General features: G+C 70.2%; 18 protein-coding genes. 15 read left to right on the plus strand and 3 right to left on the minus strand.

The window, feature by feature from the left end; all coding sequences use genetic code 11:
• Positions 1–68: 68 nt before the first annotated feature.
• The 6 genes from F6X38_RS12695 to arsK all read left to right on the plus strand — a co-directional run bounded on the left by F6X38_RS12695 (position 69) and on the right by arsK (position 4716).
• Positions 69–491 carry a MerR family transcriptional regulator gene (locus tag F6X38_RS12695; RefSeq protein WP_150970195.1) on the plus strand — a complete coding sequence of 141 codons (423 nt, stop codon included), beginning with the start codon at positions 69–71 and terminating at the stop codon, positions 489–491.
• A 129-nt stretch (positions 492–620) separates the two neighbouring features.
• Complete coding sequence (locus F6X38_RS12700; RefSeq protein ID WP_150970196.1) at positions 621–974, plus strand: ArsR/SmtB family transcription factor; 354 nt, start codon at positions 621–623, stop codon at positions 972–974.
• Positions 971–1384: an arsenate reductase (glutaredoxin) gene (gene arsC, locus F6X38_RS12705; RefSeq protein WP_150970197.1), complete on the plus strand. Its 414-nt coding sequence runs from the start codon at positions 971–973 to the stop codon at positions 1382–1384. The genes F6X38_RS12700 and arsC overlap by 4 nt, the downstream gene beginning before the upstream one ends.
• Positions 1381–2106: an arsenical resistance protein ArsH gene (gene arsH, locus F6X38_RS12710; protein WP_150970198.1), complete on the plus strand. Its 726-nt coding sequence runs from the start codon at positions 1381–1383 to the stop codon at positions 2104–2106. The genes arsC and arsH overlap by 4 nt, the downstream gene beginning before the upstream one ends.
• A gap of 22 nt (positions 2107–2128) precedes the next feature.
• A complete protein-coding gene (locus tag F6X38_RS12715; protein WP_150970199.1) occupies positions 2129–3439 on the plus strand; it encodes an arsenic transporter in 1311 nt (436 codons plus the stop codon).
• The gene (arsK, locus tag F6X38_RS12720; protein ID WP_425482854.1) at positions 3412–4716 is read left to right on the plus strand and encodes an arsenite efflux MFS transporter ArsK; all 1305 of its coding nucleotides are present in this window, start codon (positions 3412–3414) and stop codon (positions 4714–4716) included. Before F6X38_RS12715 ends, arsK begins: the two co-directional genes overlap by 28 nt.
• A 35-nt stretch (positions 4717–4751) precedes the next feature.
• On the opposite strand, the gene F6X38_RS12725 is transcribed toward arsK, so the two are convergent.
• On the minus strand, positions 4752–5189 hold the full coding sequence (locus F6X38_RS12725; RefSeq protein WP_150970200.1) for a hypothetical protein: 438 nt from the start codon (positions 5187–5189) through the stop codon (positions 4752–4754).
• Positions 5190–5661: 472 nt separating this feature from the next.
• On the opposite strand from F6X38_RS12725, the gene F6X38_RS12730 reads away from it, so the two are divergent.
• The 9 genes from F6X38_RS12730 to F6X38_RS23390 all read left to right on the plus strand — a co-directional run bounded on the left by F6X38_RS12730 (position 5662) and on the right by F6X38_RS23390 (position 10241).
• Entirely contained in the window at positions 5662–6894 is a 1233-nt protein-coding gene (locus tag F6X38_RS12730; RefSeq protein ID WP_246191323.1) for a hypothetical protein, read from the plus strand.
• A 475-nt stretch (positions 6895–7369) separates the two neighbouring features.
• Positions 7370–7633, plus strand: a complete 264-nt coding sequence (locus F6X38_RS12735; protein WP_150970201.1) for a hypothetical protein — start codon at positions 7370–7372, stop codon at positions 7631–7633.
• 87 nt (positions 7634–7720) lie between these two features.
• Positions 7721–7963, plus strand: coding sequence for a hypothetical protein (locus tag F6X38_RS12740; RefSeq protein WP_150970202.1), 243 nt, complete (start codon positions 7721–7723; stop codon positions 7961–7963).
• 92 nt (positions 7964–8055) lie between these two features.
• Positions 8056–8607, plus strand: a complete 552-nt coding sequence (locus F6X38_RS12745) for a hypothetical protein (RefSeq protein WP_150970203.1) — start codon at positions 8056–8058, stop codon at positions 8605–8607.
• Positions 8608–8699: 92 nt separating this feature from the next.
• A complete protein-coding gene (locus F6X38_RS12750) occupies positions 8700–8981 on the plus strand; it encodes a hypothetical protein (protein ID WP_150970204.1) in 282 nt (93 codons plus the stop codon).
• The gene (locus tag F6X38_RS12755) at positions 8974–9411 is read left to right on the plus strand and encodes a hypothetical protein (RefSeq protein ID WP_150970205.1); all 438 of its coding nucleotides are present in this window, start codon (positions 8974–8976) and stop codon (positions 9409–9411) included. Before F6X38_RS12750 ends, F6X38_RS12755 begins: the two co-directional genes overlap by 8 nt.
• Positions 9408–9590 carry a hypothetical protein gene (locus tag F6X38_RS12760; protein WP_150970206.1) on the plus strand — a complete coding sequence of 61 codons (183 nt, stop codon included), beginning with the start codon at positions 9408–9410 and terminating at the stop codon, positions 9588–9590. Before F6X38_RS12755 ends, F6X38_RS12760 begins: the two co-directional genes overlap by 4 nt.
• Positions 9591–9649: 59 nt before the next feature.
• A complete protein-coding gene (locus F6X38_RS12765) occupies positions 9650–9922 on the plus strand; it encodes a hypothetical protein (protein WP_150970207.1) in 273 nt (90 codons plus the stop codon).
• A gap of 169 nt (positions 9923–10091) precedes the next feature.
• Positions 10092–10241: a hypothetical protein gene (locus F6X38_RS23390; protein WP_019996276.1), complete on the plus strand. Its 150-nt coding sequence runs from the start codon at positions 10092–10094 to the stop codon at positions 10239–10241.
• Positions 10242–10320: 79 nt separating this feature from the next.
• On the opposite strand, the gene F6X38_RS12770 is transcribed toward F6X38_RS23390, so the two are convergent.
• Positions 10321–12435 (minus strand): DotA/TraY family protein, encoded by a 2115-nt coding sequence (locus F6X38_RS12770; RefSeq protein WP_161992742.1) that lies wholly within the window; start codon positions 12433–12435, stop codon positions 10321–10323.
• Positions 12432–12704: a hypothetical protein gene (locus tag F6X38_RS23395; protein WP_019996274.1), complete on the minus strand. Its 273-nt coding sequence runs from the start codon at positions 12702–12704 to the stop codon at positions 12432–12434. Before F6X38_RS23395 ends, F6X38_RS12770 begins: the two co-directional genes overlap by 4 nt.
• Between the last annotated feature and the right edge of the window lie 40 nt (positions 12705–12744).

Consider the following 12744-nt stretch of genomic DNA (forward strand, 5'->3'; position numbering starts at 1 on the left):
GGCGCTCTCCTTGCGTCGTTCTCGGGAGAGGCCTACTTCCTCTAGCGGCTAGAGGAGCAAGAGGAAAAATGACGAAGGGTGTTCCGATCGGAGAGGCCTCGCGGGCGAGCGGCATCAAGGTGCCGACGATCCGCTACTACGAGCAGATCGGCCTCCTGCCGTCGCCGCCGAGGACGGAGGGCAACCGACGCCTTTACGACGCGGGCGACCTGCGCCGGCTCCGCTTCATCCGCCACGCCCGCGAACTCGGCTTCGAGATCGAGCCGATCCGTGAACTCTTGGCCCTTGCGGGTGAGCCCGATCGCCCCTGCGAGAGCGCCGACCGCATCGCGGCAGCGCACTTGGCGGACATCGACCACAAGATCGCCCGGCTGACGGCGCTGCGGGCCGAGGTCGCCCGGATGACGGACTGCTCGAACCACTCGGTGGCGGAGTGCCGGGTGATCGAGGTGCTTGGCGACCACGGCGAGTGCCTGCACGAAACTCACTGATCCGCAGGCGGTGCCGAACGTCGGCATGTGGTTCCGTAGCGGTTGCCGCTCCCCGCAAGGGCGGTCCGTAGTGCGGCAGGATGCGGAGGATGGCTTGCTTATTACAATTATGTTTGGAATATTGCAGGGATGAACGACGACTCAGCCGTTGCTGCCCTGTCCGCCCTCGCTCACACCGACCGCCTCTCGGCCTTCCGGATGCTGGTCCGCGCCGGCCCGAACGGCATGCCGTCCGGGGAGATCGCCGAGGCCCTGTCCATCCCGCCGACGCGGATGAGCTTCCACCTCGCGACGCTTGAGCGCGCCAAGCTCCTGCGCTCGTGGCGCGAAGGGCGCCGCGTCCTGTACGCCGCGAGCTACGACGACATGCGCCAGCTCCTCGCCTTCCTGACGGAGGACTGCTGTTCGGGGAACCCGGAGATCTGCGGGAACCTCGGCGCCGACCTCCTTGCCCCGTCATGCTCGCCGGAGACCTGCTCGTGACCGTCACGATCTACCACAACCCCGCTTGCGGCACGTCGCGCAACACGCTGGAGATGATCCGCCAGTCCGGCGAGGAGCCGCAGGTGATCGAGTACCTGAAGGAGCCGCCGAGCCGCGAGCGGCTGATCGAACTGATCGATGCCATGGGCATCCGACCGCGCGACCTCCTGCGCGAGAAGGGCACGCCCTACGACGAACTCGGGCTCGGGGACGTATCTCTGTCCGACGATGCCCTCCTCGATGCCATGATGGCGCACCCGATCCTGATCAACCGCCCGATCGTCGTGACGGACAGGGGCGCTGCGCTCTGCCGCCCGTCGGAGAAGGTGCTGCCGCTCCTCACCAACCCCGCCGCGACGTTCACGAAGGAAGACGGGGAAACCGTCGCCGCCTCGGGGCCGGCGGCGTGACGGACCCCGCCGCTCTCGACCTGCCCTCCGTCGACCTCGACCAGCTTCGACCGATCGACGGGAACGCGCTCGCCAGCCCCGGCGCCCCGACGCACCCGCCGCGCATCCTCGTCCTCCACGGCTCGATCCGTGAGCGATCTTACTCCCGCCTCCTGTCCGAGGAGGCCGGTCGCCTGCTTCGCTGGTTCGGCTGCGAGGTGCGCACGTTCGATCCCCGCGGCCTTCCGCTCCCCGACGGGGCGGAGCCCGACCACCCGAAGGTCAAGGAGCTGCGCGACCTCGCCGACTGGTCCGAGGGCATGGTCTGGGTCAGCCCGGAACGCCACGGCGCGATGACCGGGATCATGAAGGCGCAGATCGACTGGATCCCGCTGGCGCTCGGCGCCAAGCGCCCGACGCAGGGCAAGACGCTGGCCGTCATGGAGGTGTCGGGCGGCTCGCAGTCCTTCAACGCCGTGAACCAGATGCGCATCCTCGGCCGCTGGATGCGCATGGTCACGATCCCGAACCAGTCGTCGGTGCCGAAGGCCTTCCTCGAGTTCGACGAGGCGGGGCGCATGAAGCCGTCGGCCCTCTACAGCCGCGTCGTCGACGTCTGCGAGGAACTGGTGAAGTTCACCCACCTCGTGCGCGGTCGCTCGGACTACCTGACGGATCGCTACTCCGAGCGGGTCGAGAGCGCCGAGCAACTCTCGACGCGCGTGAACCAGCGCACCATCTGATCCTCTTGTCCCCGGACCGTCCATGCTCGCCCTCGCGATCTTCGTCGCCACGCTCGTCCTCGTCATATGGCAGCCCCGGGGCCTTGGCATCGGATGGTCGGCGCTCGCCGGCGCCGCGGTCGCGTTGGCGACCGGCGTCGTGGGCTGGGGCGACGTCGGGACGGTCTGGGAGATCGTCTGGGACGCGACCTTCACCTTCGTCGCGCTGATCATCATCTCGCTCGTCCTCGACGAGGCCGGGTTCTTCGCTTGGGCGGCTCTCCACGTCGCCCGCTGGGGCGGAGGCAACGGGCGGCGGCTGTTCCCGCTCGTCGTTCTGCTGGGTGCGGCGATCGCCGCCGTTTTCGCCAACGACGGGGCCGCGCTGCTTCTCACCCCGATCGTGCTCGCCATCCTCCTGCGCCTCGACTTCCCGCCGGCCGGGGCGCTCGCCTTCGTCGTCGCCTGCGGGTTCGTCGCCGACACGACCAGCCTGCCGCTCGTCGTGTCGAACCTCGTGAACATCGTCACCGCGAACTTCTTCGACGTGTCCTTCGGCCGCTACGCCGCGGTCATGGTTCCGGTGAACCTCGTCTCGCTGCTAGCGACGCTCCTTGTCCTATGGGCCTACTTCCGGAAGGATGTTCCGGCGACCTACGATGTGCGCCAGCTTGAGGCCCCCGGCAGCGCGATCCGCGACCGGGCCGTGTTCCGGACCGCGTTCCCGCTCCTCGGGCTCCTGCTCGTCGCCTACTTCGTGACCGGGCCGCTCGGCATGCCGATCGCGTTCGTGACGGGCGCCGCCGCCCTCGTCCTCCTGGCGGTCGCGGGACGGTGGTTCTCCGGCGGACGCGGTGCGGTGGTCGACCTGCCGAAGGTCCTGCGCGGGGCGCCGTGGCAGATCGTCCTGTTCTCGATCGGCATGTACCTCGTCGTCTACGGCCTCGGGAACGCCGGGCTGACCGACATCGCGGCGGGCATCCTGCGGTGGCTCGCCGACCGGGGCACGCTCATTGCCACCGTCGGCACTGGCTTCGTGGTGGCGGCGCTCGCCTCCGTCATGAACAACATGCCCGCCACGCTCGTCGGGGCGCTCGCGATCGACCGGGCCGACGTGGCGCCCCTGACCCGCGAACTCATGGTCTATGCCAACGTCGTCGGGAACGACCTCGGCCCGAAGCTCACGCCGATCGGCTCGCTCGCGACCCTCCTGTGGCTCCACGTCCTCGCAGGCAAGGGGCAGCGGATCACCTGGGGCCAGTACATGCGGGTCGGCCTCGTCCTGACCCCGCCCGTGCTCCTGTCGACCCTCGTCGCCCTCTGGATATGGCTCCCGCTCGTGCCGTCCCCGTGAGGGACGCACGCGGCGCCCGGGCGGACATCGCCGCCCTCGGGGTCAGCCAGATCGTCGGCTACGGGACCCTCTACTACAGCTTCGGCATTCTCGCCCCCGCGATGGCGCGCGACATCGGATGGCCGACCGAGTGGGTGTTCGGCGCCCTGTCGGCCGCGCTGCTCGCGGGCGGGATGGTCGCCCCTTGGACGGGGCGCTGGCTCGACCGCTTCGGCGCCGGTCGCGTCATGGCCGCGGGGTCCGTCGCGGCCGCCGTTGCGCTGGTCGCCGCCGCCCTTGCTCCTGCGGCACCCGCCTTCGTCCTCGCGCTCGTCGCGATCGAGGTCGCGTCCACCTTCGTCCAGTACGGGGCCGCCTTCCCCCTGCTGGTCCAGCGTCACCCGGGCACGGCGCAGCGGAGCATCCTGTACCTCACCTTGATCGCCGGGTTCGCCTCGACCCTGTTCTGGCCCCTGACGACGTGGCTTCACGGGACGATGTCGTGGCGCGAGGTCTACCTTGTCTTCGGGGCCATGAACCTCGCGGTCTGCCTGCCCATCCACCTGTGGCTGGCCCGCCGGCCGAATGCCTCGGCGCTCCCGGCGGCCGAGGCTGAACCCGTTGGCACTGTCGCCCCGGCGAGGGGCCTTGTGCCGCCGTCCCTTCGGTCCCGGGCCTTCCTCCTGATGGGCACCGCCTTCGCCTTCCAGAGCCTCGTGGTCTCGTCCGTGCTCGTCCACATGCTGCCGATCCTCTCGGCGCTCGGGCTGGGGCTTGCGGGCGTGATGGTCAGCGCCGTGTTCGGGCCGGCGCAGGTCGCTGGCCGCTTCACCCTCATGGTGTTCGGGCGGGACCTGTCCCCGCTGGCGCTCGCGGTGATCTCCGCCGCCCTTCTGCCTGCCTCCCTGGTCATCCTCGCGGCCACCGCGCCCTCGCCCGTCGGGGCTGCCGTCTTCGCGGCCCTGTTCGGCCTCGGGAACGGCCTCTACAGCATCGTCGGGGGCACCCTGCCGCTCGCGCTCTTCGGCCCAAAGGGGTACGGCGCGTTGCAGGGGCGGGTCACGTCCATTCGGCTGATCGTCGGCTCGGCGGCCCCGTTCGCCTTCGCCCTCGCGACGGACTGGATGGGGGTCGGCGGCGGCCTGTTGGTCACGGCGTTCCTCGGCTGCGGGGCGGTCGTCGCCTTCGCCGCCGTCAGGTTCCTCGTTTCGACGACGGAGCGGCGCCCCGGACCTGTCCAGGCAGACGGAACGCCCGAGCGGGCCGACGGGAGCGTCCCGCCGCCGATCGAGCCGTAACGACGACGTTCGTTACGGCTGCCGTCGGCATTGCCCTATTCCGCCATGAACTCCGCCGCGGCCGAGGCCAGCGTCGACTCCAGCGCCCTGTCGAACGTCGCCTTCTCCTTCGCCGACAGGCCGACCGTCTTGATCCCGGCGAGGATGCGTCCCTCTGGTCCCGTCCCCGAGAAGAACGCGTAGGGCGGCACCCCGAGGCTGTGGACGGCCTGCTGGTCCACGCTCGCCGACACGATGTCGAGGGCAGCGCACTCGGCGAGCTTCCCCGCCGCCGATCGCTTGAGGGACTTGTAGCAGGCCCGGACGGCATCGGATGCCGCGGCGATCCCGCCTTCCCTGTAGATCCCGTCGAACCGCTCCGCGCCGCGCTGCACCCCGGCCGAGACCTGCCGGGACATGTCGGGGCCGGCGACGGCGACGGTGGACGACAGTGCTAGAAGGGCGGCGAGGGATACGCGGGCGGCGTGGCGCATGGAGACTCCTTCAAGGTAGAGCCACCACCTTGGCACGACGCCCCCTACCGCGAGTTGCCCGGATCGTTCGCATTGTCGCGACCCCGGCGCGGACGGGATCGACGTGACGAGCGCCACCACATCCGCGCTTGACGCCCGCGAGCACCGGCGACAGCCTGAAATGGATACCCCCGCGTCATCGCGCTGCCAGGCGCTCGGCGGGGGTCCATAGAGGCGAGAGAATCATGGCGTCCATGCTGGATGCCGTCAATCCGTTGGCGGCACACGTTTGACCTGCGGGCTGGGATATCCCCCAGCCTCCCCGACGCCCCACTCTGTCCAAATCGCGTGTCAACAATTTGGGTCCGCCCCACTTCCAACCTCCGTCCGCGAGTTCGAGACGCGCTGGGATGAGGAAGCCTGGGTCCGCGAGATCAGGAACGACTGGAGGCAGCCGTCGCGCGGCCCCCTCAGGCCGGGAGCGGAAATCTTCGTGGCGTCGGCCCGGTCACGGCGCGACCTGATCCACCGCCGCCTGTCTCATGGCTTCGAGCATTTCGGCGGCACCGTCGCCGGTCGGCACCGCGAGCCGTTCCTAGAGCGGGGCCTACGCTCGGAGGCGAGTCACGTCCTCCGGCGGATCGTGCACGCGACGCCGCGGACGAGTCGGATGCGCGTCGGCCGTGACAAGGGCGTGGTCTGGACAACGGACTCCAAGCTTCTCGGACTGGACGAGCCGTACCTGCACCTCAACAGCGAGGTGCGCTCCGTCTTCCGGATCGACCTCGACCACGTGTTCCCCTCGTGGGCCGCGCTCCGTCAGGAGGTCGCGGACCTCTCGCTGCCGTGCCTGCCGTCCGTCGCGGTGGGGTTTGAGGACGAGGCGGGGCGGATCGAGCGCCCGCACCTCCTGTGGCTCCTGCCGTACAACGAGGGCGTCTGGTTCTCCGACGATCGCCGCTGCCGCCGGGACGTCATGTCCCTGTGGCGCGGCGTGCATGCCGGGATCACCAAGACGCTGATGCCGCTCGGGGCGGACCCCGGCGCCCTCTCGAACCCCGACAAGGTTAAGTGTCCGCTGAGCCCGTTCTGGTCGGTCCAAGTCTGGAACGAGGTCACGTTCCCGAGCTTGTCGGAGTGGGCGGGGTGGGTCGACACGTCCACTTCGCGGGACCGGATGATTCGGGACTCGGCGGCAGCCTTGTCCGGCCTGGAGCGGACGGCCTCGAACGCCCTCTTCGCCGCCGCGCAGACGCTTGCGTTCGGGACGTTGCGCGAGTGGCACCACGCCGCCGATGCCGACTACGCGGGCGCGATCCTGCGCCGCGATCGGGACGCGCTGGCCGAGCGCATGTTCCGGGCACTGGTCGGGCGCGTCAGCGCCGCCGCGAGCAACCCGAAGCAGGGGCAGGCGATCCTCTACCGTGTCGCCACCTACGCCGCCGACCACTGGGACCCGTCGCGGGCCGGACGGGACGGGTCGCGCGACCGCGGCGCCTGTGCGGATGCCGTCGAGGACGTGCAGGGCGTCGCCGCCCGTCAGGCGGTCGGCGCACGCTACGCCGCCGGCCTTCGCCGTTCCCGGTCGGCCGACGCGATCCGCGAGGCGATCGAGGCCGCGCGTGCGGCTGGGGAGGCGGTCACCGTCTCGGGCATCGCGCGCCGGTCCGGCATGGACCGCAAAACCGTCCGCGCGAACTGGCCGGACGAGGAGTCCGCGGCGTGAGGGGGTGGGGAATTCGGTGTATAGTAAAAAAGCAGGGATGGTCCACGGCCCGGTCCTCTCACCTGCTCAGCCCCGGACGTGTCCTCCTCACCCTCCACGCCGCGCGCGACGGACGCTCACATCCGTCTCCCGTCCTCTGGGCGGCGAATCCTTCCGACCCGTCGTCTTCGCCCTCGAATCCTTGCGAGTCCTTAGTCGGACACGGTGCGTCGGCCTGCGCGCCCTACCCAAATCCTTGTTGATCCATAGTACTGCCTGCCGACACTCCGCCGAATCCTTGCGTAAATCGCGAGTCCTTGAAGCATTCATGCGCGGACATCGATCAACACCCACTGTTGTCAACAATTCTTATAGACCGTATTGGGGGCGATTATCGGACGATATACATTCCTATGTCGTTTACCATTCGCATTCGACCTTCGTTTTCCGCTTGACGAACTGCGATAATCGGCATCACGATGGCGGACAACATCACGTGACGGAGACGGATACAGTGACGCAGGAGACGACCGACACACCGACGAGGCGGGGCGCGAGGCCGCTGGGCGATCGCCCGATGACCGACGCCGAGCGGAGCCGCCGCTACCGCCGCAGGCACTCGACCACCCGCCTCCTGCGGCTCCCCGCGCACCCGGCCGACCGCCTCACTGCGGAGGCCGACCGCCTCGGCGTCGATCCCGGCGCGGTGCTGGCCGAGGCGCTGGCGGCGCTGGAGACAACGGGACGGGGCGGAGTCTGACCCCCGCCTCCCATCCGACCGCTCCCGAACGCGGAGCGGCCCGGTGAGGGACGGCCAGAACCCTCGAACCAGCCACAAGGAGGCAGCATGGACGAGCAGCAGACCACCATCACCGATCAGGCCAATCCCGGTGCCGCCGCATGGAGCCGCTGGCAGGCCCAGAGCAAAGCCGCAGGACTGACGTTGGCCGAACTCTTCGCCGCCGCCCGGCACATCGAGGGCACCGCTGACGAGACGACGACAGAGGGAGCAGCCCTGAAGGTCGCGGTGTTCGATGCGATGATCGCCTGCGGCGCGATGCACGTGAGCCCGCCCGTGCGTATCGCCTGACAGTCAGGCGGGCTTCGGCCCGCCCTTCTCCCGGTCGCCGCGCATCGCGACGGCTTGGAGAAGGGCGGCTCCCTTCATAACAGGAGACACGGATGACCTTGCACAACGCGGGCGGCACCCAGCCGCCCCGAACGGACAAACTCGACCTGACGCAACCGCTCTCTGCTTGGATGCCGACGCTCTGGTATCCCGGCTACATGGACGGGATGCCTGACCTCCTCATAGGGCGGCTTCCCGCCTCGTTCGAGCAACCGTTCAAGCTGTTTTACGTGGAGACGCCGGGCGAGCGCGCCGCTTTGCTCGCGGCCCTGGAGAAGCCCATCCGGATGACGGACGGTGTCATCAACTTCCGCGATGGACCCGACCGCACCTGCTCCCGGCGCAGCCGCCTGCGGGTATCGGATTTGACGGTTTACCTCTACCCGCCGTCCGAGCCGGGCTGGCCGTTCTTCCTCGTCACGGCGTACCCGGACACGGTCGTGCGGGAGGTCGGGCCGCAGGAGTTCGGCCGCGAGCGCTACACCATCGAGCACTTCTCGACCGAGGAGGAGGCAACGGCCTTCATGGTGCAGATGGGCGTCATGGCCGGGCTCCGCGGCTCCGAGATCGGCTTCGTCGATCCGACCCAGCGAAGGGTGAACTGATGCACCCGGCGGGCCACGGCCCGCCGCCCTCCACCACGTCGCCGGAAGGATGGCCGGCGACGTGGTGGGGAGCGGTTCCCCCGGAGACATCCATGGACATCAAGAACAGCGCAACGCACCCGCGTGACCCCGCGGCCGCAGAGGTCGAGAAGGCTCTCGGTGACCTCAATGATGTGACGACGGCCATCTCGGACAAGATGAAGGCCATGGCCGGAGACCTCGACGCCGAGACGATGGGCGTCGTGTGGGACGCAGTCGACGCCCTGCGCATCAAGAATGGCCTGCCGCCGAGCAGCCGATCGATCGACGTCGAACTGGCGGAGTACGCGCAGGCCGGGACACTCGGCGGCGGCAGGGTGGTGGTGGATGACTGACGACCAACTCGACGCCGTCATCCGCCAGGCGCTGGCCATCCGCTACGGCCACGCGCCCGTCCATGCCGCGGCAGCCGCCGTCGCCCTCGGCGTCGCGGTGCGCACCGACCTCCGTCTCACGCACTGGACGCACGAGACCGGCGGCGAGTGGAGCGCCGCGATGGTCGGTGCCGCCGACCCGCGCGAGGCCGACGCGGACGACGACGGCTCCGGCCGCGAGCGGCCGAGGCTGCTCCTCACCGTTGCACCAACGACGAGCGGCTGGCGGGCGACGGTGGAGAAGGGTCTGGCCGTCGTTCCGGGCGGCGACATGCCGCCTCTGGCCGACGCGATCGAGGACACGATCAGCGCCGCGATGGCGCGGGCCGCGCGCGATGCCTGGATGCTCGTCCATCGCGATCCGGCGCTCGCCGCAGGAGGATGCTCATGACCACGTACTCCGATCTGCGGAAATCGCTCTGGCAGGCGATGCGCGAAGCCGAGGACGCGTATCTCAAGCTGCGCGACGAGGCCGGAGCCTCGGACGACGACCTCGCGCTCGGGCGGCGTTGCGACGAGGCCATCACCGTCGCATGGAGACTGGCGGGAATCCTCGCCGACGAAGTCTGACCTGGACGCCCGAACGGCCGCGCCGCACGCTGGTCTCTCGACCACCAAGGAGGCCCCCCATGCTGCCGATCGTCCTGACCAACGCCCTCCACCGCCGCCCCTGGACGCGGCGCCTCGTCCTCGCCGCGGGCTACCTCGGCGGGGCCGTCGCGCTCGCCTACGGCGGCCTCCTGTTCTGGACGGGCAGCATGAATGACGCGATGGAGTCTGGCTGGTGGATGGTCGGCGGGATCGCCGCGTGGCACTACACCGCGGAGGCCCAGACCCTATCCCAGCGCGAGCGCAGGGCCGCGTTGCCTGCTGTCAGCAAGCCCGATCCGATCGAATCCTAAGCCGCCTGGACGCCGTTCCGTAACGCCTCTACGGCATCCTCGGTCGCGGGCGCCGATGCCCAAGCGCGAGCGTCGCCGACACGTCGGCGAGGCAGCTACCCCCGGCCGGGATGCCGCTGGTCGAGGCCGGAACGGCCGCCGGGGCGGCCAGCAGATCGAGGAAACGACCATGGGACAGGCAGCCATCCAGATCACCGCAGGCATCCGCAGCCGCTGGGTCCGCGCGCTGGCGGTCATGGGGCTGATGGCCCTGCCGCCCGTCATGCTCCTGAGCGCCCCCGTCGTGGTCTACGCCGTCTGGAAGGCCCTCTACGGCTGAGGCCGGCAGGGTTCGCCGGGAACGACGAAGGGCGCCCGCATGGGGCGCCCTTTCGCATGTCTGCCGCGTCCTCGAGCACCTAGGCCGCCGCTCCGGGGCCGCCGGCCGCCGTCGCCGCAGCCTTCGCCCCGAGCTTCATCCCGGCCTTCGCGCCGTGCCCGCCGTCCTCTGACCCGCCGCCCGTCCTGCCGGACCCTCCGCCGCCCGGCTTCGGAACGTGGCGGGCGCCGCCCGTGACCCCGGCGACGACCGTGTTCCCGGCGTCGTCGTCGCCCCACGACGAGGCGCTGTAGCCGATGAACTCGGCGACCTTGGCGGGCATCTGCGTGACCATCCGGTACGACCACTGGATGATGGACCACTGGACGTAGAGCATCACGACGACGGACACGATCACCCCGACCGCCCCGATCGTCTGGCCCGCCTGCGAGGACTTGAAGGCGGCGTTGTAGCCTTCCAGGAAGGCGTTGAGGATCACCGCGTTCATCATGTGCATGGCGACGAAGGCGCCGACGGTCACGATCGGTCGGAGCATCACGCCGACCAGCAGGGAGACGTAGCCCTGACGCTGCGCCTGTCCGACGAGCTCCGGCTCGTCCAGCCTCACGTGTAGGAAAGCCCATATCGGAACCGCGATCGCCGATTTCACGACCTCCCACGCCCATGCGGCCAGCGCGAACGTCATGTAGATGAACGGGACGAGCGGCACGAGGTAGCAGAGCATCGCCCCGACGACGATGGCGCTTGCGATCAGCGGCCAGCCAGCCAGCATCACGAAGTCGAGCAGGCCGCCGCCGATTCCGCCGAACACCGCGCTGCCGCTATAGGCGACAAGCGCCGTGGCCCAGGCTGCCTGCCCAGACACGAGCAGCAGGGACCCGAGCGACATCAGGTCCCCGATGGGATCGACCCTCGCGCCGTCGTACCCCGTCAGGTAGTCGGTGACGGGCAGTGTGATTGACTCCACGACCGCCGACAGGAGGTTGCTTCCCTGCGCCGCGTCCCCCGTCAGCGCCTCGCCCGTCGAGAGGGCGGCGAGCGCGGTTCCACGCCGTAGCTGGCCGTCCAACGTCGCAAGGGCAGTTCCGACCGCCCCGTCCAGCGTCTCCCACGCCGCAGGGTCCGGCTTGGTGCGTTCCGCGCGTTCGGCGACGGCCTCGGCGGACACGAGCGACGAGTGCGCCAAGGTCCGGTAGTAGCTCCCAAGCGCGTACCAGCCCCGCTCCTTGATGTCCCGGAGGACGAGCGTGCGCATGTCGCCGTCGTCGCCGTTCGAGAGCTTGGCGGCCACCGCCGACAGGCCCCGGTCGTAGCGCTCGCCGGCCTCGCGCAGCGCGGCATCGACGCCCTCTCGAAGGTAGCCGAGCCGCGCGTAGGCCGTCTCCGCGTCCGGCCCCGCGACATGGGTCTCGGACAGCGTCTTGACCGCCTCCGCGAGCCGCGGAATCCACGCCATCGCGCGGGCCTCCGAGATTACCGCGGCGACCGCCGCACGCCGCGCGTGACCGAACTCTCCGGCGCCGAACGCGTCCGCCGTCGACAGCGACAGCGACCCGCAGGCCGGACCCCACGACCACGCGTAGCCCGTCACCCGCGCGGGCTGGTCCTCGCCCCACGGGAACCAGCTTGCACGAGCCGGCAAGACGACCTCCATGCCGGCCGGCGGGGGCAGCACCGCCGCCCCGTCGCCCTCGATCATCTGGTTCGCCCGCGCGGCGGCATAGGCCTGCGCGCAGACCTCGGACTCGATCACCGCGAGCACGATGTCCCGGCCGTTCGCCGACACGGGCGAGAGCGGATGCCCGTCGCGCAGCACGTACTCCGCCGCGCCGGCGGCGGCCGCGTTCGCCATGTTGAGGCCCGGCCGCGCGAACCCGTCCCGCAGCACGTAGTGGACGACGGACAGGCCGCCCGCGATCGGCACGAGGCACCCGAGGCCCAGGACGACGCGGATCATCGCCGCCGCACCCGACTGGCGCTCGGACAGCGCCTCGCCGCGCTCGGCCGCGCGCAGGACCATGGACAGCAGGGCGTAGGAGAGAACGCCGCAGGCGACGACGAGCAGGCCGGCCGAGAGGTAGCGGACGACGGTCGCGAACGCCGTGGTGTCCGACGACAGCGGCAGGATGGTGGTGACGATCCGCCACCCCACGTCCGTCGCGGGCGGTTCCTTCAGGAGGTCAGCCGGGCTCACTGTCCCGCCCCCTCGAACTCGGGCACGGGACCTCTCGCCATGTCGGCGAACAAGGCCGCGTCCCGCGGCTGCATCCGACCAACCAGCGCCGACAGAATCCAGTCCGGCGCAGTGCCGTCGCGCAGCGCCGCGAGCAAGGCGCCGCCGAGGACGACCTTGCGCCTCGTGTCGTCGCGGCGGCGAGCTTCCCGGAGCGCGGTGTCCGCGCTGGCGAGGGCCGCTTCGAGGCGCGCCTTCTTCTGCGCGAGCCGGTTGAGGTCGAGTGCCATGCGGTGTCCTCCCGTTCGTGCCGATCGACCCATCGCCGCC

Origin of the sequence: Plantimonas leprariae, from assembly GCF_008802405.1 — a bacterium.
Taxonomy (GTDB): Bacteria; Pseudomonadota; Alphaproteobacteria; order Rhizobiales; family Rhizobiaceae; genus Plantimonas; species Plantimonas leprariae.

Bases quoted from the DNA above. Each gene is read 5' to 3' on its own strand.
- F6X38_RS12695 (WP_150970195.1), top strand. From the start codon at position 69: ATGACGAAGGGTGTTCCGATCGGAGAGGCCTCGCGGGCGAGCGGCATC.
- F6X38_RS12700 (WP_150970196.1), top strand. From the start codon at position 621: ATGAACGACGACTCAGCCGTTGCTGCCCTGTCCGCCCTCGCTCACACC.
- F6X38_RS12715 (WP_150970199.1), top strand. From the start codon at position 2,129: ATGCTCGCCCTCGCGATCTTCGTCGCCACGCTCGTCCTCGTCATATGG.
- arsK (WP_425482854.1), top strand. From the start codon at position 3,412: ATGGCTCCCGCTCGTGCCGTCCCCGTGAGGGACGCACGCGGCGCCCGG.
- F6X38_RS12725 (WP_150970200.1), bottom strand. From the start codon at position 5,189: ATGCGCCACGCCGCCCGCGTATCCCTCGCCGCCCTTCTAGCACTGTCG.
- F6X38_RS12740 (WP_150970202.1), top strand. From the start codon at position 7,721: ATGGACGAGCAGCAGACCACCATCACCGATCAGGCCAATCCCGGTGCC.
- F6X38_RS12745 (WP_150970203.1), top strand. From the start codon at position 8,056: ATGACCTTGCACAACGCGGGCGGCACCCAGCCGCCCCGAACGGACAAA.
- F6X38_RS12750 (WP_150970204.1), top strand. From the start codon at position 8,700: ATGGACATCAAGAACAGCGCAACGCACCCGCGTGACCCCGCGGCCGCA.
- F6X38_RS12755 (WP_150970205.1), top strand. From the start codon at position 8,974: ATGACTGACGACCAACTCGACGCCGTCATCCGCCAGGCGCTGGCCATC.
- F6X38_RS12760 (WP_150970206.1), top strand. From the start codon at position 9,408: ATGACCACGTACTCCGATCTGCGGAAATCGCTCTGGCAGGCGATGCGC.
- F6X38_RS12765 (WP_150970207.1), top strand. From the start codon at position 9,650: ATGCTGCCGATCGTCCTGACCAACGCCCTCCACCGCCGCCCCTGGACG.
- F6X38_RS23390 (WP_019996276.1), top strand. From the start codon at position 10,092: ATGGGACAGGCAGCCATCCAGATCACCGCAGGCATCCGCAGCCGCTGG.
- F6X38_RS23395 (WP_019996274.1), bottom strand. From the start codon at position 12,704: ATGGCACTCGACCTCAACCGGCTCGCGCAGAAGAAGGCGCGCCTCGAA.